The sequence below is a fragment of the Tenacibaculum sp. E3R01 genome (genome assembly GCF_003318185.1).
Lineage (GTDB): Bacteria > Bacteroidota > Bacteroidia > Flavobacteriales > Flavobacteriaceae > Polaribacter > Polaribacter halocynthiae.
The window spans coordinates 71,379-95,188 of record NZ_QOCC01000018.1 but is presented as its reverse complement, the minus strand read 5'-3'; the positions used below and the strand labels follow the sequence as shown (position 1 = coordinate 95,188).

General features: G+C 28.9%; 21 protein-coding genes. 10 read left to right on the top strand and 11 right to left on the bottom strand.

All coding sequences use genetic code 11. From position 1 onward, the window contains the following. Positions 1–3: 3 nt before the first annotated feature. Positions 4–1,110 carry an alkene reductase gene (locus DS884_RS04900; RefSeq protein WP_113785994.1) on the bottom strand — a complete coding sequence of 369 codons (1,107 nt, stop codon included), beginning with the start codon at positions 1,108–1,110 and terminating at the stop codon, positions 4–6. Between the two features lie 97 nt (positions 1,111–1,207). Here DS884_RS04900 and DS884_RS04895 point away from each other — a divergent pair, with 97 nt between their 5' ends. Next, on the top strand, positions 1,208–2,053 hold the full coding sequence (locus tag DS884_RS04895; protein WP_113785993.1) for an AraC family transcriptional regulator: 846 nt from the start codon (positions 1,208–1,210) through the stop codon (positions 2,051–2,053). Positions 2,054–2,061: 8 nt separating this feature from the next. Here the strand turns inward: DS884_RS04895 and DS884_RS04890 are convergent, their stop codons facing one another. The 5 genes from DS884_RS04890 to meaB form a co-directional block, all read right to left on the bottom strand. Beyond that, a complete protein-coding gene (locus DS884_RS04890) occupies positions 2,062–2,934 on the bottom strand; it encodes an aldose 1-epimerase family protein (RefSeq protein WP_113785992.1) in 873 nt (290 codons plus the stop codon). A gap of 151 nt (positions 2,935–3,085) precedes the next feature. Further along, positions 3,086–4,186, bottom strand: a complete 1,101-nt coding sequence (locus DS884_RS04885) for an SMP-30/gluconolactonase/LRE family protein (protein WP_113785991.1) — start codon at positions 4,184–4,186, stop codon at positions 3,086–3,088. 67 nt (positions 4,187–4,253) lie between these two features. Further along, positions 4,254–4,829 (bottom strand): Crp/Fnr family transcriptional regulator, encoded by a 576-nt coding sequence (locus DS884_RS04880; protein ID WP_113785990.1) that lies wholly within the window; start codon positions 4,827–4,829, stop codon positions 4,254–4,256. 85 nt (positions 4,830–4,914) lie between these two features. Then, positions 4,915–5,265, bottom strand: coding sequence for a tRNA-binding protein (locus tag DS884_RS04875; RefSeq protein WP_093870775.1), 351 nt, complete (start codon positions 5,263–5,265; stop codon positions 4,915–4,917). Positions 5,266–5,308: 43 nt separating this feature from the next. Then, the gene (meaB, locus tag DS884_RS04870) at positions 5,309–6,379 is read right to left on the bottom strand and encodes a methylmalonyl Co-A mutase-associated GTPase MeaB (protein ID WP_199488185.1); all 1,071 of its coding nucleotides are present in this window, start codon (positions 6,377–6,379) and stop codon (positions 5,309–5,311) included. Positions 6,380–6,478: 99 nt separating this feature from the next. On the opposite strand from meaB, the gene DS884_RS04865 reads away from it, so the two are divergent. From DS884_RS04865 to lgt, 7 genes are all read left to right on the top strand, one after another. Further along, positions 6,479–7,027: an RNA polymerase sigma factor gene (locus DS884_RS04865; RefSeq protein ID WP_113785989.1), complete on the top strand. Its 549-nt coding sequence runs from the start codon at positions 6,479–6,481 to the stop codon at positions 7,025–7,027. After that, positions 7,020–7,598, top strand: a complete 579-nt coding sequence (locus DS884_RS04860; RefSeq protein ID WP_113785988.1) for a hypothetical protein — start codon at positions 7,020–7,022, stop codon at positions 7,596–7,598. The genes DS884_RS04865 and DS884_RS04860 overlap by 8 nt, the downstream gene beginning before the upstream one ends. After that, positions 7,579–9,036: a hypothetical protein gene (locus tag DS884_RS04855; RefSeq protein WP_147239374.1), complete on the top strand. Its 1,458-nt coding sequence runs from the start codon at positions 7,579–7,581 to the stop codon at positions 9,034–9,036. The genes DS884_RS04860 and DS884_RS04855 overlap by 20 nt, the downstream gene beginning before the upstream one ends. Before the next feature lie 104 nt (positions 9,037–9,140). Further along, the gene (gene cysS / locus DS884_RS04850; RefSeq protein WP_093870779.1) at positions 9,141–10,619 is read left to right on the top strand and encodes a cysteine--tRNA ligase; all 1,479 of its coding nucleotides are present in this window, start codon (positions 9,141–9,143) and stop codon (positions 10,617–10,619) included. A 5-nt stretch (positions 10,620–10,624) separates the two neighbouring features. Beyond that, the gene (locus tag DS884_RS04845) at positions 10,625–11,140 is read left to right on the top strand and encodes a GNAT family N-acetyltransferase (protein WP_093870780.1); all 516 of its coding nucleotides are present in this window, start codon (positions 10,625–10,627) and stop codon (positions 11,138–11,140) included. Then, positions 11,127–11,378 carry a membrane protein insertion efficiency factor YidD gene (gene yidD, locus DS884_RS04840; protein WP_176974397.1) on the top strand — a complete coding sequence of 84 codons (252 nt, stop codon included), beginning with the start codon at positions 11,127–11,129 and terminating at the stop codon, positions 11,376–11,378. Before DS884_RS04845 ends, yidD begins: the two co-directional genes overlap by 14 nt. Before the next feature lie 72 nt (positions 11,379–11,450). Further along, entirely contained in the window at positions 11,451–12,317 is an 867-nt protein-coding gene (gene lgt, locus DS884_RS04835) for a prolipoprotein diacylglyceryl transferase (protein WP_113785986.1), read from the top strand. 69 nt (positions 12,318–12,386) lie between these two features. Here the strand turns inward: lgt and pepT are convergent, their stop codons facing one another. Genes pepT through DS884_RS04820 form a run of 3 tightly spaced genes read right to left on the bottom strand, consistent with a single transcriptional unit; the run spans position 12,387 to position 15,308 of the window. Further along, entirely contained in the window at positions 12,387–13,628 is a 1,242-nt protein-coding gene (gene pepT / locus DS884_RS04830) for a peptidase T (protein ID WP_113785985.1), read from the bottom strand. A gap of 27 nt (positions 13,629–13,655) precedes the next feature. Further along, positions 13,656–14,207: a hypothetical protein gene (locus DS884_RS04825; protein WP_093870783.1), complete on the bottom strand. Its 552-nt coding sequence runs from the start codon at positions 14,205–14,207 to the stop codon at positions 13,656–13,658. A 33-nt stretch (positions 14,208–14,240) separates the two neighbouring features. Continuing rightward, positions 14,241–15,308 (bottom strand): DUF3810 domain-containing protein, encoded by a 1,068-nt coding sequence (locus DS884_RS04820; RefSeq protein ID WP_113786019.1) that lies wholly within the window; start codon positions 15,306–15,308, stop codon positions 14,241–14,243. 129 nt (positions 15,309–15,437) lie between these two features. On the opposite strand from DS884_RS04820, the gene dnaB reads away from it, so the two are divergent. Then, the gene (gene dnaB, locus DS884_RS04815) at positions 15,438–16,964 is read left to right on the top strand and encodes a replicative DNA helicase (RefSeq protein ID WP_093870785.1); all 1,527 of its coding nucleotides are present in this window, start codon (positions 15,438–15,440) and stop codon (positions 16,962–16,964) included. Between the two features lie 72 nt (positions 16,965–17,036). Next, complete coding sequence (locus DS884_RS04810) at positions 17,037–18,296, top strand: asparagine synthetase B (RefSeq protein WP_199488184.1); 1,260 nt, start codon at positions 17,037–17,039, stop codon at positions 18,294–18,296. 180 nt (positions 18,297–18,476) lie between these two features. On the opposite strand, the gene DS884_RS04805 is transcribed toward DS884_RS04810, so the two are convergent. After that, a complete protein-coding gene (locus DS884_RS04805) occupies positions 18,477–21,731 on the bottom strand; it encodes a S41 family peptidase (protein WP_113785984.1) in 3,255 nt (1,084 codons plus the stop codon). 75 nt (positions 21,732–21,806) lie between these two features. Next, the gene (locus tag DS884_RS04800) at positions 21,807–23,498 is read right to left on the bottom strand and encodes a helix-turn-helix domain-containing protein (protein WP_113785983.1); all 1,692 of its coding nucleotides are present in this window, start codon (positions 23,496–23,498) and stop codon (positions 21,807–21,809) included. Between the last annotated feature and the right edge of the window lie 312 nt (positions 23,499–23,810).

The window sequence follows — 23,810 nt, the reverse complement described above, 5'->3', positions numbered from 1 at the left end:
TTTTTACTTTTTAATAAAAGGGTAATCAGTGTACCCTCTTGCATCTCCACCGCCAAATAATGTGTGATTATCAATTATTTCGTTCATTTTTAAATTCATTTCAACTCTTTTTGGGTAATCAGGATTGGTTAAAAAACTTCTACCAAAACCAACTAAATCAACTAAGTTTTCTTGTAATAACTCATCAGCTTCTTCTGGAGTTTTATTTCCAGTAGCTATAATAGTTTTACTAAATGTATTTCTTAATTCTTTTCTAAAGTTGATTGGAATTAGAGGAGCATCATCCCAATCAGCTTCACATAAATGAATATAAGTTATACCTATTTCTTCTAGCTTTTTAACAGCTAACATTATTGTTTCTAAAATCTCCGGATCATTCATATCTTTAAAACTTATAAAAGGTGATAAGCGAACACCAGTTTTATCAGTTCCAATTTCATTTACCACTGCGTGAGTTATTTCACTTAAAATACGAATCCTATTTTCTTTACTTCCCCCATATTTATCTTTTCTAATGTTAGAGTTACTTCTTAAAAATTGGTCTATTAAATACCCATTAGCTCCATGGATTTCAACACCGTCAAATCCAGCGTCTATAGCATTTTTAGCAGCTATTTTAAACTCTTCAATAACTTGTTTAATATCATTTGGGTTCATTTCTTTTGGTTCTTCAACAGGAATAAAAGTTGCGTCACCATTAGGAGCACCATCAAAAATGTAGACATTGGTTTCTTTGGCTATTTTTGAAGATGGGCCAATAGGTTGTAATCCATTTACTCTTGAACTTGATACTCTACCTACGTGCCATAATTGTAAAAATATTTTACTTCCTTTTTTGTGTACTTCTTCAGTAATTAATTTCCATCCTTTAATTTGTTCAGGGGTATAAATCCCTGGAGTTTTAGCATATCCCTTTGCTTGTAAGGAAATTTGAGTAGCTTCAGTAATAATAATACCAGCAGAAGTTCGCTGTCCATAATAAGTAGCCATTAATTTATTAGGAATGTCACCAGGTTGGGCAGCTCTTGAACGAGTCATAGGTGCCATTAAAAAACGATTTTTTAATGAGATTCCATTCATATTATATGGTGTAAATAAAGTAGTTTTCATTTTTGTATTAGGATTTGTTAGTACAAAGTTATGTCGTGTAATTAGTGGTATTGATGTATAAATTCATTATATATTTGTATAAATATGTGAATAGCTTATGGCAACAAGATTTAATCTAGAAAAATCATTAGATGTACTAGAGTTTACTTCAATTAATGAGTGGGGACACCCTAAGCATAAACATAATTTTTTTGAGCTTACCTTTATTTTAAAGGGAAAAGGGAAACATGTACTAAATGAAAGTATAATTAATTATAAAGAAGGAGATTTGTTTTTTTTAACACCTAAAGATGAGCACGAGTTTTTAATTTCTGAAACGACTAAATTTGGAATTATAAAGTTTACTGAGCAACTATTTATTGAAAAAACAGAATTCTTTTCTAATACTAGTTGGAAGAATCGAGTTGAGAGTGTAATTTTTCATACCAATACAATTACTGGAAATATTGTAAAAAATGATGTTGATAGAAAACAATTGTTTGCTTTATATGAACTAATTAAAACAGAAATAAAAAATACGTCTGTTTATAGTAGAAATGTATTACTTGAATTATTTGGTGCTTTACTTATTATTGTTTCAAGGAATATAAAGGCAAGCTTTGATTTATCTGATAACATAATCCTTTCAAAGAAAGAAAGAATAGAAAATATATTAAGTTACATACGTCAAAACATACTTGATAAAGAAAAAATTAAAATAAAAACAATAGCAAAAGAGTTTAATATGTCTCCTAATTATGTAAGTGCATTTATAAAAAAAGAAGCTGGTATTTCCATTCAGAACTATGTAACGAATTCGAAGATGAAAATAGCTGAGCGTTTATTAAAACAAACAAACTTAAATATGTCAGAAATAGCAGAAAAAATAGGGTTTGTTGATTCGAGTCATTTTAATAAAATTTTTAAAAAATATTTTGGTAAAAACCCTAGTGAGTATAATTAATTAAAGTTTTAAAAAACTTCAAAACGATATTCATTTTCATAGGTTTTATTTACAGAAAGTTCTTGAATTCCCTCTTTAGTTGAATAAACTTGATCTGTATTTTCATTATCCGCAATACCCATCCATGGTTCAAAACAAATGAAAGGAGTGTTTGTTTTTTTTGTCCAGAAGGCTAAATATCTCCAATTAGGAATATGTAAATGTATTCCATGATTATGTTTTTTAGACTTTAAAGAAACCTTTTTTGATTCAATTCCTTCAAACATTAAAGCATCATTTTTGAATAAATCATAAGATAGATCTATTTGTTTTTCAAGATTTATTGTTTTAGAAATATTATTTCTGAATCCAGTTTGTGGGTTTAAAAACAATTGGGTAGGTTTCTCTGCTTTTTCAAATTCAAGGTAATAATCGTTAAAAGAAGTTCCTTTAACAAGAGGACAATTAAAAGCTGGATGTGCGCCAATAGAAAAAAATATTGTTGTATCGTCAACATTAATGACTTTGTAATTAACTAACACTTGATTTTTTTTCAATTCATAACTAACTTGTAGGGTAAATTTAAATGGGTAGTTAATTAGTGTTTCTTTTGAATAAGTAAGTTCAAAAGTAATTTTAGAAGTAGTTTTATTAACAATAGAAAACTCTAAGTCTCTAGCAAACCCATGTTGAGGTAATTCATAAAATTCACCATTTATTTTATAGGTATTACCTTTTAATTTACCAACAATTGGAAATAAAATAGGAGCATGACGTTTCCAAAAAGTTGCATCACCATTCCATAAATAATTTAACTTAGTTTCTTTAGAGTATATTTTAGTTAGCTCTGCGCCTAATTTTTTAAATTGAATAGTTAGATATTCGTTTTCTAATGTAATCATTATTTTAATAAACAGATTTTAATTAAAGGTATAAAATAAAAACATAAACACCTTAGTAATGTTTGGTGTTTATGTTTTTAACACATATTAATATTGAATTGTGCATACTTTATAAAGTAAAGATAGTGGTATAAATAAGTTGATTAAGTTTTTATTCCAATTTAAACTTCCCTATATGATTAGCAATATCTCCACCAATGTATATGTAACCATTATGTTCTTCAATTGAACTGGCTTCAGCTACAAATTTACCTGTAGTATCATAATATGTTTTTAATATATCTCCTTTTTTACTTACGTGCATAATCATTCCAAAAGAAGCTACTTTAGGTTGTAACCAAAGAGGAAGGCCATAAACAATTTTCTTAAGTAGTGGGCTAGGCTGTATCTTATCTAACATATCATCTCTTTTAGTAGAAAAACCAAGCCAAAAACTACCATCTTTCCTTCTTGAAATTCCGTTTGGAAATCCAGGTAAATTTTCTAAAAAGATATCTGTTTTCCCTTTATTATCACCTTTCAGCCAGTATCTAATTATACGATATTTAGTTAAGTCTACCATTAAAACAAACTCATCATTTTCAGATACAGCAACCCCATTACCAAAATAAGAGCCATCAATTAAAGTCTTAACATTTTTTGTAATTGGATTAAAACTATAAAGACCACCATCTGGCTTAACTTCCATTAAGATTTTCCAAATATGTTTTCTGCTAAAGGATATTTTTGATGATGTATTTGAAAAATAAATGATTCCATCGCTTGCAATATCTACATCATTAGGGATTAAAAATTTATTACCTTTTTCATCTTCTTTGGCTAAAGTTGTTATTTGGCCTTTTTTATCAATACTTATTAGTCCTCTTTTTAAATCGCAGGCTATGAGGTTTTCATTTTTATCAAAATGTAATCCAGCTACCCAAGATTGAGTATTACAAAAAACGGATATTTTTCCTGTAGTGTCAATTTTTAAAATTCTCCCATCTGTGAAATCTGTTTCTGTAATATGAACACCACAATATAGATTTCCTTGGCTATCTATTGCTATGTCTTCAGGTCCGTACCAACCATTTAAATTTACTTTTTTTGTTGTTTTTAGTAATTCGTTTTTTGAGAAAACACCGTTAAATTTAGGGTTTACTGGTGGCTTCCAAGCAGAAGGTTTTAGAGAACAAGCTTTAAATAAAATACTAGTTATAAAAAAAACTATTGCGGTGGTAATTGATACTTTAATTATAGAAGTAAATTTCATTGTATTTTTGTTTTAGATTTATTAAAACAAAGAAACAATAGGTATAAAGTACCTGCATTGATATTTGTTAAGAAATAGTAATTTCCTTTCTAACTCTACTAAGGGATTCAGGCGCAATTCCAAGAAAACTTGCTATTTGATGTTGCGGTACTCTTTGGACAATTTTTTTATTATACTTTTTTATAAAATCTAAGTATTTCTCTTTAGCGGTTTTTGTTTGCATAGTAGAAGTTCTCTCAAGAGCACACAAATAATTTTTTTCAGCTAAAATTCTACCTAACTTTTCAAAATTTGCTGATTTGGTATATAATTCCGACAAAGAATAATATGATAATTCATAAATGCAACTATCTTCAATAGTTTCTAAAATTTCTAAAGAAGGAGTTTGATTTATAAAGCTAGAAAATATAGATATGAATTGGTTATCACATGAAAAATAAGAATTGATTTCTTTGCCATCTAGAAAATAATAAGACCTTAGTAATCCAGAATCAATAAAATATAAGTTTTTAGCAATACTTCCTTCTTTAATGATTAATGTTTTAGCTTTTACGTCTCTCTTTTTTAAAAGAGATTTAAAAACCCCCCACTCATTATCTGTTAAACCAATAAGTTCTTCTAGTATTTTATGTAATTCATTCATTTTTGAATAAAATCTAGTTTGTTAATAACAATGCAATTTTCTTTATAAAGAATAGCTACTATTAAAACTATTACTTTAATAGTAGCTATCCTATTCTGGTTCCGTTTTTAATATTTCGTTCAGGAGCTATAAGAGTTACTTCCTTATTCTCACCAATTCCACCTAAAACTAAACATTCACTCATCATAGTTGCTATTTGTTTTTTAGGAAAATTAATAACAGCAATTACTTGATTACCAATTAATTCTTCAGGCGTATATAGTTTTGTTATTTGAGCTGACGTTTTCTTGATTCCATATTCACCAAAATCTATTTGCATTTTGTAAGCAGGATTTTTAACTTCTTTAAATATTTCTGCAGTTATAATAGTACCAATTCGCATTTCAACTTTTGTGAAATCACTCCATGTTAATTCGTTATTTTGAATGTTATTCATTGTTTGTGTTTTAAGCTATTTTATTAGTACAAGTATTTATAGTTTATATATTTAATAATCTTTTAGCAGCGCTAAACGGTGATGTTTTTCCATTTTCTAATTTTGAAATTTCAGTACTTAGTAATTTTGAAACTTCTGGGTTGTTGTAAAAATTTGCTTTTAATTGTTGGTTAATGGTTTCTAATAACCAATATTTATTTTGAATATTTCTTTTTGAATTAAAAAAAGAAGTGCTTTTAGCCTCAGAAATATAATCATTGATCATTTTATAAATATTATCAATTCCTTGATGTTTAAGAGCACTTGCTACTAAAACTTTAGGAACCCATCCATTTTCTTTAGGAGGGTATAAATGAAGTGCTCTAGTAAACTCAACTTTGGCAATTTTAGCAATTTTAGCATTATCTCCATCGGCCTTATTAATAACAATTGCATCTGCCATTTCAATAATACCACGTTTTATTCCTTGAAGTTCATCACCAGCACCAGCTAATTTTAAAAGTAAAAAGAAATCTACCATAGAATGTACAGCAGTTTCTGATTGTCCAACACCAACAGTTTCTATAATTATACTATCAAAACCAGCAGCTTCACATAAAATAATACTTTCTCGAGTTTTTTGAGCCACACCACCCAATGAAGTTCCAGAAGGAGAAGGGCGTATAAAAGCGTTTTTATCGGTAACTAACTCTTCCATTCTAGTTTTATCTCCTAAAATACTACCTTTATTTATAGAACTGCTTGGATCTACAGCTAATACAGCAACCTTTTTACCTAAGGAAGTTAAATGTTTTCCAAATGACTCAATAAAAGTACTTTTCCCTACACCTGGAACCCCAGTAATACCAATCCTAACAGAGTTATTGGCATGAGGTAAACAAGCATCTAAAATTTCATTGGCTTTTTTTTGGTGCTTTGGATTAGTGCTTTCAATCAAGGTAATGGCTCTACTTAAAAAAGTAATATCACCAGCTAAAATGTTTTTTATAAATTCATTAGCAGAAGTTTGTTTTCTTCTGTTTAATTTAATTTTTTGAGCAGATTTTTTACTGGTGGTTTCAGGTTGAGAAACTCCATCTTTTTCAGAGAGTGCCGATTTGTTTTTTTTAATCATTAAAGTAAAAACGAATTATTAATGTAAATTTAAAAATAAATTTTTAGCTAAAATGCAACACTCCTAAAAAAGAATCGTCTTTAGGGCAAGAAATTAAAAATGAAACCAACTAAACAGCTACATCAATCTATTATTGAGGCTTGTAAGCAAAATAATGCAAAGGCACAAATGCAGTTGTATGATTTGTATTATAAAGCTATGTATACAGTAGCGTTGAGGTATGTAAAAGATTCTTTTGAAGCAGAAGATATAATGCAAGATGCCTTTATCAAAGCTTTTAGAAAAATATATTTATATAAAGAAGAAGTAGCTTTTGGAGCTTGGTTAAAAAGAATTGTAATTAATCAAAGTATTGATTGGTTAAAAAAAAGGAAGCTAACTCTAGTTTCTATAAATGAAGAAGTAACTTCGATAGAAGAAAATGATGATTGGAACGTAGGGATGAATATATCGTATAATGATATTGTTAGTAGTATAGATAAATTAAAAGAAAAATATAGAGTTGTGTTAAGTTTATATTTATTAGAAGGATATGATCATAAAGAAATTTCTCAGATTTTAGAAATATCAGAAGTTACTTCTAGAACACATTTAATGAGAGGAAAGAAAAAGGTGCAAGAACAATTAAAAAACGTGTATTATGGATAAAGATATTAGAGATATATTAAAAAATAATACAAATAATAATGTTAAAATATCATCGAAACATCGTGTACGATTTCAACAAAAATTATTGAGTGAATTACACGAAAAACCAAGTAAGATAAAAAAATATAAGTGGTTATATGTTGCAGCATCAATTGTTTTGTTAGTAGGAGTAGGAATCAAATTTTCTAAAACAAACATTGAAGGAGAATCTTTACCAAAAATAACAAATTCAGTAGAGTTAAATAATGATTCACAAATTAGTTTAGGAAGCATCTCTCCTGAATTAAAAACAATAGAATCATATTACATAAATACAATTAATTACGAATTAAGTCAGTTAGAATTAACAAAAGAAAATAAAGAATTATTTGATGGTTATTTAACCCAATTAGGGTTGTTAACTAAAGAATATAAGTCGTTAACCCAAGAGCTCAACAAAAAAGGAATTAACGATGATACTATCAATGCATTGATTGGAAACCTGCAAATGCGTTTACAGCTGTTAAAACGTATGCAAAAACAATTACATGAATTTAAAAATCCAAATCAAAATGACACTCAAACCATTTAAAATAAGTGTATTTTTATTACTGATAACAAGTTCCTTGTTGGCTCAGAAAGTAGAAAAAAAGTTTAATGAAAAATTTTATACTAATAAAAATGTAGAAATAGATATTAATGCTTCAAATGCTGAAATAGAGGTGACTACATGGAATAAAAATGAAGTTGCTGTAGAGGCTACAATTGAAATAGAAGGTATAGATAAAAAAGAAGCAGAAAAGTATTTGAAAAGATGGAACTTTGAAGCTTTAGGTAATAAAAGTACTGTTAAGATAAAAGCAAATAGTAATAGCTTTCACTCAATAGGGAATGATAATATATTTTTTTATAATTCATCAGGGAATACTAATTTTCCTAAAGGAACAGTATACAACTTAAGCAATAATAATGATCATAATTTATTTGTGCTTCCTGAAATAGAACTGGAAGATTTTAACATTGACATTGATGATGCTATGAAGGGGCTAGAGAATATTGAATTTGATTTTGATAAATATTCAAAAGATGGAGATACTTATTTTTTTCAATGGAAAGACGGAGTGAATAATGTTACTATAAAATCAAAAAAGGAATGGGAAAAGTTTAAAAAAACAAAAGAATATAAAAAGTTTAAGAAACAGCAAGAAAAAAGAAAAAAAACATTAAAAAAACGTTCAAAAGCATTAAAAAAGAAACGCTTAGAAAAAAGAGAAGCGTTAGCAAAAGCAAGGAAAGAGCTTAGAAAGATTAATAGGGTTGAAGTGAAAAAAGCATTAGAATTAGCGAGGAAACAGCTTAAAAACACTCAATTAAGTTACTCATACATTACTAATAGTAAAGGAAATGATTTAATGATTAATGGAAAGAAAGTTAAAATAGTAAAAAAAATAAAAGTAAAGGTTCCTAAGAATGCCACATTTAATTTAAATACTCGCCATTGCAAGGTTAAATTACCTAAAACAAAGGTAAACGGAAAAGTAAGTTATGGTAACTTCAAAGCAGATGCTTTAAACGGAGGTAAATTGAATATTTCGTTTTCACCAGTTAAAATTAATTCATTAAATACAAGTACACTATTTTTAAATAATGTAACCGATGCTAAAATAGCATCGGTTACTAACACAGTTGTAAATTCAAAATCTTCTGATATTACAATAGTTGATGTGTATAAAAATGTTAAGTTAGTTCATAAATTTGGAGATTTAAAGATAGATAAAATTCATCCAGATTATGGTCAGTTTAAAATGTTTTTAAGTTCAGCAAATGCTTCTGTAAACCTTTCAGGAATCAATCAACAATTTAATTTTGAAATAAAAGAAAACCCTTCATTGTATTCCATAAGAAAGCCGATTACTGTCACGCTTAAAGAAATGGGAAGTAAAAATATTAACGGAACTTTTTTAATAGAATCTAAAAATAAAAAAATTTACATAGAGGGTAAATATTCTCAGTTAGCAATTACTGAATAACTTTTGTTTATTCTTAACATTTTTTTTAAAACTTCACTAAAATTCCATTTCGCCATTCTTCATAAAGTGCCTATCTTTAGCATTTGTAAATAGTCACTTTTTCTATGGAATTATATAAAGAAAATCAACTTAAAGTATACAACTCATTATCAAAAAGCAAAGAGCTTTTTAAACCTGTAATTGAAGGAAGGGTAGGGATGTATGTTTGTGGTCCCACCGTTTACAGTAATGCTCATTTAGGAAACGTAAGAACTTTTATGTTCTTTGATGTAGTATATCGTTATATGTTACATTTAGGATATAAAGTACGTTATGTACGTAATATTACTGATGCAGGTCATTTAGAAAATGATGCTGATGAAGGAGAAGATAGAATTGCTAAAAAAGCACGTTTAGAAGAGATAGAACCAATGGAAGTGGTTCAACGTTATACAGTTGACTTCCATGATGTGTTAAAAAATTATAATTTTTTACCTCCAAGTATTGAACCAACAGCTACTGGTCATATAGTTGAACAAATTGAAATGATTAAAGAAATCATGGATAAAGGATTTGCTTATGAGGTAAATGGATCTGTATATTTTGATGTGTTGAAATACAACAAAACAGGTAATTATGGAATCTTATCTGGAAGGAAAATTGAAGATGCAATACATAATACTAGAACTTTAGATGGACAGTCTGATAAAAGAAATCCTCAAGATTTTGCTCTGTGGAAAAAAGCAGATGAACGTCATATTATGCGTTGGCCATCTCCTTGGAGTGATGGATTTCCTGGTTGGCATTTAGAATGTTCTGTTATGAGTAAAAAATATTTAGGAGAACAATTTGATATTCACGGAGGTGGAATGGATTTAAAGTTTCCGCATCATGAATGTGAAATTGCGCAATCTCAAACATGTAGTGGTAAAGCACCTGTTAACTATTGGATGCATACAAATATGTTGTTGTTAAATAGCCAAAAAATGGCTAAGTCTACAGGGAATTATATTTTGCCTAATGAAATTTTAACAGGAGAAAACGATGTTTTAAGTAAAGCATTTATGCCAAGTGTTGTTCGTTTTTTTAATTTACAAGCTAATTACCGTAGTATATTAGATTTTTCAAGTGATGCATTAGAAGCTTCTGAAAAAGGTCATGGAAAGCTAATGGATGCTGTTAATTATTTAGATAAAATTGAAGCAGGAAGTGAGTCAACTTTTAATGTTCAAGACTGGAAAAAAGAATGTTATGCTGCTATGAATGATGATTTTAATACTCCAATTTTAATTTCTCACTTATTTGAAGCAGTTAAAATAATCAATTTAATTCGTGAGCAAAAGGCTAGTTTAACTGAGGAAGATTTATTAGAGTTAAAGAAAACCATGAATGCGTTTGTTTTTGACGTATTAGGTTTAATGAATGAGGTAACTCAAGGAAGTTCTGATAAAGTTAATGGAGTTGTAGAATTGCTAATTAAATTACGTAAAGAAGCAAGAGAAAATAAAGACTGGGCACTGTCTGATCAAATTAGAGATGAATTATTAGAATTAGGTATTCAGTTGAAAGATGGTAGAGAAGGAACTAGTTTTTCAATAAATTAGAAGCTATGGTTTTTCAATCTGAAAGGCTCATCGTTAAAGCGATACAAAAGATTCATAAAAAAGAATTTGTTGAGTTATTAACGGCTGAAGAAATAATAAAAGCTATTCCTCAAAATAAACCCTCAGAAGATAATATTGAAAACAAATTTCAATTAGCACTTTCTTTTAATGGAGATATAGTAGGAAATAGTTTAAGTCTTTTAGGTGTTTTTGAAAAAAATAAAGAAGATTTAATTGGGTTGATAGGTTTTCTAACAAATGAAGAAAAAAATAGAGAATTAGGATATCGTTTTAGAAAAGATTTTTGGGGTAGAGGATATGCTACTGAAATAGCTAAAAAAATGATAGAATATTCTTTCAATGTTTTAAAATTTGAAAAAATTACTGCTGATGTATGGGTTGAAAATATAGCATCAAATAAAATTTTAGCTAAGTTTTTTAAGCCAGTAAAAGAGTTTTATAATGAATATGATAATTGTACTGATAGAAGGTATGAATTATTAAAAAATGATTGGAATTAATTTGAAAAAAATACTAACATATCCGTTTGTTTTATTAGTACGTTTTTATCAAACAGCAATATCACCATTTACACCTGCTACCTGTAGATATTCACCTACATGTTCACATTATACAATAGAGGCATTACAAAAGCACGGGTTGTTTTACGGTGGGTGGTTGGCTTTAAAAAGAATCTTTAGTTGTCATCCTTGGGGTGGAAGTGGGTATGATCCAGTGCCAGAAAAAAAAAATAAATAATCGTTATTGCAAGAGAAATAAAAAAGTAATTTTATTCAACTTGTAGTAATATAAAAATTAAATTTAAAATACATGAGTTTTTTATCTATCGTATGGGATTGGAATCCTGAGATTATTAAAATAGGAGGTTTTGGTATTAGATGGTATAGTTTAATGTTCGTAGCTGCTTTTATTTTAGGATTGCATTTAATGAAGAAAATTTATATAAATGATAAGGTTCCTGTTGAAAAACTAGATCCTTTATTTATGTATGTTTTTGTATCGATGTTAATAGGTATGCGTTTAGGAGAAGTATTTTTCTATAATTGGGGTTATTACCAAAATAATTTATTAGAAATATTTTTACCTTTTAAAAAACAAGATGGAGCTACTGCTTTATTTGGTTTTTTAAAAGATTGGAAATTTACTGGTTTTACAGGATTTGCTAGTCATGGTGCAGCAGTAGGAATTCCTTTAGCTTTATACTTTTATGCGAAAAAACATCTGCAAAAACCGTGGTTATTTATTTTAGATAGATTAGGTATTATGGTTGCCTTAGCAGGTTTTTTTATTCGCTTAGGAAACTTTTTTAACTCAGAAATTTATGGGAAAGCTACAGGTTCAAGTTTTGGTGTAATATTTAAAAGAGCTGGTGAATCAGAACCACGCTATCCAACTCAATTGTATGAAGCGTTTAGTTATTTAGCCTTGTTTTTTGCGTTATGGTATTTTTATTGGAAAACTGATAAAAAGAAGCAAACTGGGTTTTTATTCGGGTTGTTCATGGTTGTGTTGTGGTCTTTACGATTTTTCATAGAGTTCTTAAAAGAAGCACAAATTGAAGGAAGAGAAGATTGGGTGTTTAATACATTAAATACAGGTCAAGTGCTAAGTATTCCTTTAGTAATGATAGGGATTTGGTTAATGTTTAGAAAAACAAAAATACTTCAAGAGGATTAAAAAATATAAACAGCATAAAAAAAGACTTAGTTTTAACTAAGTCTTTTTTTATGCTGTAACTAAAAGTTTTTATGAAGAAAATTTTTGAGCTACCTTTTGAGTAATTCCAACAATAACTTCACTTGCTTTTACAATACTTTCAGCAGGAACATATTCATATCTTCCGTGAAAATTATGTCCACCAGCAAAAATATTAGGGCAAGGTAATCCTTTATATGATAATTGAGAACCATCTGTACCACCTCTAATAGCTTTAATTAAAGGAGTAATTCCCATGTCATTCATCACTTCTTCAGCAATATCAACTATATGCATAACAGGAGTAACCTTCTCTTTCATATTATAGTATTGATCCTTCATTTCAATTTCAATTAAGTCTTTGCCCAGTTTTTGATTCATAACATCAACTAAATCAAGCATTGCTTGTTTTCGGTTTTTAAATAAATCCATGTCATGATCTCTTATAATATAGTGTAAAGTAGTTTTTTCTACTTCACCTTCCATATTATGTAAATGAAAAAAACCTTCATACCCAGTAGTTTTTTCAGGAACTTCATTTTCAGGTAAAGCATTAATAAACTCACTAGCAATTGTCATTGAGTTGATCATTTTTCCTTTGGCATAACCAGGGTGAACAATTTTACCGTTAATTTTAATTTTGGCCCCAGCTGCATTGAAGTTTTCGTATTCTAATTCACCAATTTGACTACCATCCATAGTGTATGCCCATTCAGCCCCGAATTTTTCAACATCAAATAGGTGAGCACCCTTACCAACTTCTTCATCAGGTGTAAAACAAATACGTATTTTACCGTGTTTTAATTCAGGGTTTTGAATTAAATATTCCATGGCAGAAACGATTTCAGTAACTCCAGCTTTATCATCGGCACCAAGTAAAGTAGTACCGTCAGTTGTAATTATAGTTTGACCTTTATATTGTAATAAATCTTCAAAATAATTAGGAGATAAAACAATGTTTTCTTTTTCATTTAAAAGAATATCTTTTCCGTCATAATTTTCATGAATTTGTGGTTTTACATTTGCTCCAGTAAAATCAGGACTTGTATCTATATGTGCAACAAAACCGATAGTTGGTACATCATAGTCTAAATTACTAGGTAATGTTGCCATTAAATAACAATTACTATCTAATTCAACATCAATCATACCAATTTCTTTTAATTCTTTTTCAAGAACTTTAGCAAGGTCCCATTGTTTTTCAGTACTAGGGAAAGCAGGGTTGTTAGGATCACTTTCGGTATCAATTGTAACGTACTTTATAAATCGATCAATTATATGTTGTTTGTTCATTGTTTTAATTTTAAAATCCAAAAATACTTATTTCAACTGTATTTCGTTAATTAAATTTATGGCTTTGCAAATACGTTCATCAACTAAATCATCACCATAAACTTCTGTTTTTACATGTAAAAAATTATCACTATTTACTTTCGTGAAAACATTTAAAATATGATAGGGATATTTTCCTTTTTTTCCTTTAGCTAAACTATAATAGGAGTCTTTATTAAATAACTTGAAATCTTTTGTTTTTACTTCTTGTAATTTCATTTTAGTATTATCAGCTGAAACCTTTTGCTTAAATGTAGCATCAATAAATGTAGGGGAATGAATTATAGAAGCATCTAATAAAGTAGTTTTGGTTAGACTTAATGTGGTGTCAGCTGCATAAATAGAAGTTTGTCCGTTATCATAATATAGATTAACCTTCCATTTTTTTGGTAGTTTTATAGCAAATAAATTTCTAAAATCATCAAATTTTTTTAAACCAGAATAATTTGAGCCTACTGAGCAGTTAAAATCTTTTTTTAATTCAGAAGAATTACAAGATATAAATAGTGAAAAAAGGAAAAGAGCAATAAGTTTTTTCATAATACTGAATTTGTCAATATTTTTAGATAGTTTCTAATTGTTTTTAAAATAAGCAATAAGCAAATCTACTACATAACTGTAAGATTTAATCCCATTAGCTTGATTGTTTGCTTTTAAATATGAATTATAGCCTTTCTTTAAATAAGGTTCAATAGGGTTGTCAAATTGTTTCCAATGTAAATAACTGTTTTTATAATCTTTAAAAACACCTTTATTTACTGTTTTTTTAAGAGTATTGGCAAGCTTTTTATCTCGTTTGTTTAGCTCATTTATACAGTAACGAAAAGCCATTCTATAACCAGCATATTTAAAATAAATATCATTATTGTTTATGCAAGCTAAAAAACCTACAAAGTTAGCATCGTTTTCAGCAGACCATCCAATTTGATGTGCCATCTCATGGCAAGTAGTAGAGGCATATCCTGTTTTAGGAATTTGATTGTTTACTTGAGCTTCCCCTGTTATTGGATTAATGTATCCAGAAGTGCCATTATATGATTGTAACAAACTAACTAATGAACTTTTTACAGACGATGTTTTATAGGAAAGTTGTGGATAAATCTTAGCTAATTCATCAAAACCATTAGGAGCTAATTGGTATATTTTTTTTGAAGAATACGGTACAATAACTTCTAGCGTGTCATTTTGAGTAATTTGAAAATGAATTTTTGTTAATTGAGTAGCTATTTTTTCAGTAGCATTATAAAGCTGACTAGTGGTGTATTCAGATTGTTGTAATCCTAAGTTTTTTGCCAAAGGTTCTCTAAAATAATTCAAGCCCCAAAAAGTATAAAAGCAAAAATAAATTACTGAAAAAAACGAAAGAAGTTTTAGTAATTGAGGAATGAAAGTTGTAAATTTAGTTTTGATTAATTTATAAAGTCCTTTTATAAAAAGAAGTATTAAAAGAAGTCCTATAATATCACCAAAAGAAAAAGGAATCCATCCTAAAATTGCACGAAGTGTTTTTGATATTATTTTATAAATCCCGTTGCTATAATACTGCTCAATCCAAATTGGTTTTTGGCTTAAAAATTGCACTAATAGTACTTGAATAGGTAATAATATTGCTAATAAAATGTTTGTTTTAGAGTATTTCATTGCCATCAAAAATAATAAAGATAGAACGTTATCAACAAGTTAATAACAATTTTGTTTACAAAAAATGTGTAAAAAGAAAGTTGAGGTTAGCTCCTACAAATATCATCATAAAAAATTACATTTGTCGTCATGGAGAAAATGCAATCAGTTAGAGGTACAAAAATAGATAAAGCACGTATTGTTAGTTTAGAAAAGGGGAAGCTTCCACCACAAGCTTTAGACCTTGAAGAAGCTGTTTTGGGTGCTATGATGATTGATAAAAAAGGAATTGATACCGTAATTGATATTTTACATCCTGAAGCGTTTTACGACAAACGTCATCAAGAAATTTACACTGCTATATATGCACTTTTCCAAAATTCTGAACCTATTGATTTATTATCTGTATCGAATCAGCTAAGGAAAAATGCAAAATTAGAACTAGTAGGTGGCGACTTTTATATTATAGGTTTAACACAAAAAGTAGCTTCATCTGCACATATTGAATTTCACTCAAGAATTATTCTTGAAAAATATATTCAACGTAAGTTGATTACTATTTCTTCTGAAATCATTGAAAATGCATATGATGAAACTGTTGATGTTTTTGATTTATTAGATGATGCTGAAGGGAAATTATTTGAGGTAACACAAGGTAACCTTAAGAAAGGGGCAGAAAAAGCAGATTCATTAGTACAACAATCTATAACAAAGATTCAGGAAATTTCTACCAAAGAAGGAATGAGTGGTTTGGCAACAGGTTTTACAAAATTAGATGCATTAACTTCTGGTTGGCAACCTTCCGATTTAATTATTATTGCAGCTCGTCCTGGTATGGGAAAAACTGCCTTCGTAATATCGATGGCCAAAAATATGGCTATTGATTTTAATCATGCAGTAGCTGTGTTTTCATTAGAGATGTCATCTGTACAATTAATAACCCGTATGATTTCTTCGGAAACAGGATTAACATCTGAGAAATTACGTAAAGGAAATCTAGAGCCTCATGAATGGGAACAATTAAATGTTAAGGTTAAAAAACTATCTGATGCTCCAATTTTTATTGATGATACTCCAGCATTATCAATTTTTGATTTACGTGCAAAAGCACGACGTTTAGTATCGCAACATGATGTTAAAATATTAGTTATTGATTATTTACAGTTAATGACAGCTGGTGGGTCAGGTGGTAATCGTGAACAGGAAATTTCTACTATTTCACGAAATTTAAAAGCTCTTGGTAAAGAATTAAATATTCCAGTTATTGCTTTATCACAATTATCACGTTCGGTAGAAACTCGTGGAGGTAGTAAACGACCATTATTATCCGATCTTCGTGAATCTGGAGCAATTGAGCAGGATGCAGATATTGTATCGTTTATTTTTAGACCTGAGTATTATGGAATGACTGAGTGGGATGATGATGATCATTCTCCATGTGAAGGACAAGGAGAATTTATTGTTGCAAAACATCGTAATGGTGGATTGGATAATATACGTTTGAAATTTACTGGTCACTTAGCAAAGTTCTCAGATTTAGAAGAAGGATTTAGTAGTGAATTCCAATCAAGTATGAATTCAAGTTTTAATGATGAAGTTGCATCAAACAATTTTACTTCTCCTGAAGATGCTTTTGGCCCTTCTGATAATGGTGGAATGGATGACGTTCCTTTTTAAAATAATAAACAAATTATAAAGTTATATAAATACACAGTTACATAAATGTAATTGTGTATTTTAGTTTTTGAAATGAAAAAAACGATATACACATTAATTTTTATATTCTTATCAAATACTATTTGGGCATCATTTATTTATGTACCAATGAGCCACGATAATCAAAAAAATCATTTAAAAGCATACGGAATTGTTTATTTTGCGCTGCAAAACGGTTTAAAAGCAAAATGGTTATTAAATTATGATGGAGGTGCTTTTTTAATTGAAAACAACGAAGCTATAGAGAAGGAGTGTAAAATTCGAGGGGTTTCATATAAGATAATAAGTGATGCAAAATCACAACTAATTTTAGAAGGAATTTCCTCACCCTCAAAAAATCAAGAGGCGGTAACATTAGAAAAGGCTCCAAAAATAGCAGTATATTCTCCAAAAAATAAAATGCCTTGGGATGATGCGGTTACAATGGTTTTAACCTATGCTGAAATTCCTTTTGATGTTGTATATGATGATGATGTATTAGGAGATGAATTATTATTGTATGAATGGTTACATCTTCATCATGAGGATTTTACAGGGCAATATGGACGTTTTTATGGAGCTTTCAGAACAGCGCCTTGGTATATTCAACAAAAGAAAGATGCTGAAGCCTTAGCTAAAAAATTAGGCTATAATAAGGTATCTGAAGAAAAAGCAGCAGTAGCTAAAAAAATAAGAGACTATGTAATTGGTGGAGGTTTTATGTTTGCTATGTGTTCTGCTACCGATAGTTTTGATATCGCTTTAGCTGCAGATGGAGTTGATATTTGCGAAGGAATGTTTGATGGAGATCCTTCGGAACCAAGTTATCAATCAAAAATAGATTTTACTAAAACTTTTGCATTTAAAAATTTTGAATTAATTAGAAACCCAACTACTTACGAGTTTTCTTCAATTGATATGACTAGAAAACGTAGAATTAATAAAGAGACTGATTATTTTACATTGAAAGAATTTTCTGCAAAGTGGGATCAAGTACCAACAATGCTTACTCAAAGCCATACGCAATTAGTAAAAGGTTTTATGGGGCAAACTACTTCATTTGACAGAAAGTTGATAAAATCTACAGTGATGGTGTTGGGAGATAGTAAAACCAACGGAGAAGCTCGATATATTCATGGTACGAAAGGAAAGGGGATGTTTACTTTTTATGGAGGTCACGATCCAGAAGATTACCAACATAGAGTTGGAGACCCTAAAACTGAATTAGATTTGCACCCAACATCACCTGGGTATCGCTTAATTTTAAATAATGTGTTGTTTCCTGCCGCTAAAAAGAAGAAACAAAAAACCTAAGTAATTTGTTACTGTGTTTTATTGGATAGTAAATTATAATATAGATTAATGCGATTTTTATATTTCTAAAACTAAAATAAATTAAGCCTTAATTAGAAAAAAATATCATACAGTACAGCAATGAAAAAAGGTTAAAGTATACTATACTTTAACCTTTTTTCAGTTTTTTTATGTAAGAAATTACTTGATGTCTTTCAGCATTTCAGATACAGATCGTTCTAATTGTTGATCACGACCGTTATCAATAATACCTGGCATATTTTTTACTTTAATCATAGGCATCGTTTGATTGTTTTCCATCCATCTTCCCGACTTATCTTTAGCACTTACAGGAACAACTCCCCAGTAGCTTCCGTTTGGTAAACCTTCCCATCCTGCAAAGCTACAAGTACCAGGAACTGGCATACCTACAGTTTTTCCAATTTTAAGATCTGTATATCCAGCAGCATAACAATGTCCGTCAGAATACATGCTTTCATTAAAAATAGATAGTGTTGGTTTAGTCCAACGAGAAGTAGGTTCACCTCCAACTACTTTAGCTTCTGTTTCATAAGAAATAAAAGGAACACCTGTAAAGAACATAGCTAAATCTGCTACTAGATCACCACCACCATTAAAACGTGTATCGATAATAATTCCTTTACGTTCTGAAAATTTCCCCATGATGTCTTTATAAATACTTCTATAAGGGCCATCGCTCATTCCTGGAATATGAACATAACCTAATTTACCATTACTTAATTTGTTTACCTCTTTTTCATTGATGTTAACCCATCTTTTATATAGTAAACGACCTTCTTGACCTAAAGAGATAGGTTTAACAGTTATTGATTGTTCTTTTTTTGTTTTTGGATCTTTAATATCAAGTAATACAAATTTCCCTGCTTTTCTATTTAAATATTTGGCAACATCTTCATTTTTATTAATGGTAACACCGTCAATTTTTTCTATTATCATACCAGCTTTGACATTGAAAGATGATTTATCAAGTGGTCCATCTTTGATAATTTCATCAATTAAAATACCATTATCTTTATGATTGTAATTCATAAAAATACCTAATGAAGCAGTTGCATCTGCATTTCTAATACTTGTTCTGTAACCAGCCCCAGCATGAGATACGTTTAATTCACCTAACATTTCAGAAAGCATTTCAGAGAATTCAAAAGAATTACCAATAGAAGGTAAGTATTTTTTATATTCTCTTTTCATTTTATTCCAGTCAGTTCCATGAAAATCAGGATGGTAAAAAATCGCATTGGTTCTTATCCATACGTGATTAAACATTGCTTCTCTTTCAGCATCGGTATTCAGCATCATTTCACCTTTTATTTTCACTGACTTTTTACTCTTTTTAGCTGGACTAATTTTAGAAATTCTACCACCACTTAAAAGGTATAAGTTTTTCATTTGCTTATCCCATTGTAAAGAACCGAAATTGGCATTTAATCGCATCACCATTTTTGTTTCTTTGGTTCGTAAATTTGTACTCCAAAGATTCATTTTACCTTCAAAACGTGCTAAATAATATAAAACATCACCTTTTTTAGATAAAACAGCATCACCAAGACTAGAAGAATGTATGGTTAATCTTTTAGTTCTATCTTTCATGCTATCCCAATCAAAAGTAAGTGGTTTTACTTCTTTTTTGTCTTTAGCTTTCTTTTTATCTTTTTTCTTGTCTTTTTTATCTTTCTTGTCAGTAGCTTTTTTCTTCTCTTTCTTTTTTTGTTCAGCCTTAATAGCTTTAATGGCCTTCATTAATTTAAACTCCTCATCGCTAAGATTAAATTCGTCCCAAGCTTCTTGAGTAAAAAACATACTGTGAACATCAGTTTGTGATCGTCCACTTGTAGCATAAGATTTTAATCCGTTTCTATTACTAAACCATAACATTTGTTTTCCTCCATTAACCCATTTCGGATAATAATCTCTATAACCACTTTCAGTTAGGTTTATACGTTTAGTTCCGTCAGCAGCCATTAATAACACTTCGCTATTGCTTAATGTTTTGCTCCATCCAACTAATAGCCATTTACTATCAGGGCTCCAAGTAAAATATTTATCTCCATCACTCATGTGAAATAAATCTTTAGGAGTTAATAAAGTTACTTGCTTTTTAGTTTTTAAGTCCATTACCTTTAATGTACGCCTTCCTTCAACAAATGCTATTTTAGAACTGTCAGGTGAAAACTCAGGTAAATAATTATCTAATTTGTTTTCTATAATTGGAGATTCTTTAACTAGAGTAGAAGCAAAAAAGAAAGGTTCTTCTTTTCTAACTTTTTCTGTTTTATAAATACTCCATTTCCCATTTCTTTCACTACTATATACAACTGATTTTCCATCAGCAGACCAAGTTACAAAGCGTTCTCTTTCTGGTGTGTTAGTTAATCTTTTAGTAAAAGATTCGTTTACAGAAGTAACAAAAACCTCACCTCTAGAAATAAAAGCTATTTCTTTTCCATTTGGAGATATTGCCATTTCGTTAACACCACCATTGATTGATATGAATTTATCACTATTATCTTTAACTTGAGTTCTAATAATAACTGATACTTTTGAAGGTTTTTTACCTTCTTTCATTGTATATAACTCACCATCGTATCCAAAACTTAAAATTCCACTACCAATACTTAAAAAACGTACTGGATGTAATTTGAAGTTTGTTAATTGTTGATCTTGATTCGAATTGTTAATATTCATTTTATGAACATTAAAAGAGCCACTTTTCTCGCTTAAATAATACATACTCTTTTCATCTTCAGAGAAAAAAGGATGCCTGTCTTCTCCAGCAAAAGAAGTAATCATTTTATGAGTATTATTTTTGGTATCATACTTCCATATATCTCTAGTAATAGAAGATTTATGATGCTTACGCCATTCGTTTTCACCACCTTTTTTATCGTGGTATAACATGGTGTTACCGTTTTTAGAAACCTGAACATATTCAGCAGGTACGGTGAACAGTTGGCTAACTCGTCCAGCAATTGTAGGTACACTATATAATTCTGGTTGAGAGCCTGTAGGATATTGTCTATGATTTACTAGATCTTGACGTTGCGCTCCGAAAATAACATCTTTATTGTTTGCAGAAAAAGTAAAAGGAACTTCATCACCAGAGTGAAAAGTTAACCTTTTTGCTTCACCACCTCTGGCATCCATAATAAAAATGTCAAAATTTCCATATCTATTAGAAGAAAATGCAATTTTTTTACTGTCTTTACTCCAAATAGCCTTGTAATCGTGTGCTTTATGAAAAGTTAATTGAATTGCATTACCACCGGTTGAAGGAACTTTATATAAATCGCCTTTATAAGTAAAAACAATCTCTTTTCCATCTGGGGATATTGAAGAGTGTCTTAACCAATTGGGGGTCTCTTGTGAGAAGAGTTGTAGTGTTAAAAATGTAAATAGTAGTGAAAGGTGTTTCATTTGAAAAATTTTTCATGCAATCTACTAAATTGTAACACCTAATTATGTTAATTTAAGTTAAAATGAGAGGGATGTTTATTTTTCTAAATTTTTAATGAAATAAGAAGGTTTGAGTTCAGTAAATTTAACAAAAGCTTTTGAAAACGATTCTGCATTTTTAAACCCAACTTCACTAGCAATAGCTTTAATAGTGTATTTTCTCCACAAAGGGTCAGTTTTCAATCTTTTTACAGAATATTCAATTCTTAATTTATTAATATAGTTTGAAAATGTGGTGTTTTTATGTTGATTTATCACTTTAGATAAATAATTGGCATTAGTATTTAATTTACTGGCTAAATTTTGTAGACTATTATCACTTTGTAAATACACTTCTTCTTTCTCAAAAGTATCAAGTTCTTTTAAAATAGCTGTAACTATTGAATTTGAAAGCTTTGGTTTATTACCTGTAGTTTTTTCTTTGGGTGAAAGTTTTGGGTTAATAAAATTCTCTTGGTTTACAATTGCTAAGAAACGTTTTTTATAAACTTTCTTTTTTCTTATTTGGTAGAATACTAATATGATACTGGCAAAAATAATTAGTATAGCTATAATTATATTTCGTTTAGATTTTTTAACGTTATTTTCTAATTCTAATATTATTTTTTTCTTTTCAGCAAGTAAATTAGGAATGTCATATTCTTCTGTGAATGTTTTTTCTATTTTGTTTTTTTCAGTTAATTCAAATTCTTTTAGTTCAAGGAGTTTATTTATATATACAAGTTGTTTTTCAATATTACTAGTTTGTTTGTAGTAGTTTATTAGAAATAGAAAACTATATTTTATATTAAAATTTTTGATTCTTGTTTTATTGTATAATGAGTCTACTTTTAAGTGGTGTATGCAGGCTAGATCTTTGTTACTTAATTCGTAACATCTAGCGATTTTACTGTAACTACTAATTAATAAAGGGACATTTTCATCACTTATGAAAGAAGGTATTGATTTTTGGATAGATTTAATAGATTCTTTAAATTTTTTTTGATTAAATTCTATCATTCCTTTTATGTAGTATGACGACCCTAGGTATTCTTCATCTTTTAGTTTTTTATATAATTTAATACCTTTTATGTTATAATAAGATGCTGAATCAAACATATTTAATTTATTATATCTTATGGCTATATTAACAGGTAAGGAAATTAAATCTTTATTAGATTGGTAATTTTTGTTTTTATTAAACAAAGAATATGATTTCTTTAAATAGAAAAAGGGTTCCTTATTTTTTTTTATTACAGATTTCATTAAGCCTAAAAATAAATAGTTTATTGTTCTTAAGCTATCATTTTTATTAATTCTTAACTGTTTACTAACTAATGTAAATTGATTTAAAGCATCACTGTTTTTTTTATTGTGAAAATAATATTTTCCCTTACGTAAATATATTGCTGAGGGAAAATTTTTAGTTGGTTTTTTAGAGTAAACTTTTATTAAAGAGTCACAAAAGTTTAAAAAAATGTTACTGTTGTTTTTAATATCAGCTAAAATATATTTAGAACTTATCATCTCCATAGTATCTTTTTCTTGTATGGCTTTTAAATAATTAGCATTCGCATATTGAATAGCTTTGACTGTGTCGTTTTTACTAGCATAAAATAAATCAGTTAATTCTTGAAAACTCTTTTTGGTTAAAGAGTCAAGTGAATTTGATTGTTGAGCACTAATTTTTAAAGAAAGGATTAGTATAATTATGAAAAAGAATAGGTTTTTCGTTGTAAAAATAAGCATAGAATGATTTTAAAAATCAAATCTACTATTTTAATGATAAAACCTATTTGTTTTTATTTCGTTGAAAATGAGTGATTTGGTTTTTGGGTGAATCGTTTTTCATGAAAGTAGACTGCAATGTTTTGTCAGATACTCTTAGAATTAGGTTCTTTGAAGTACGTAAACTAAAGGGTTCAAATCATTATATAATTACACGGGGAAAATTACACGAAAAAGAAAATTTACTCATGAACCCTTTTTTCTTATTAATAAATAAAAAAAGTAATTGGCAATTCTTTTTTAAACAATTACTTTTGTCAGCATAAAACAAAA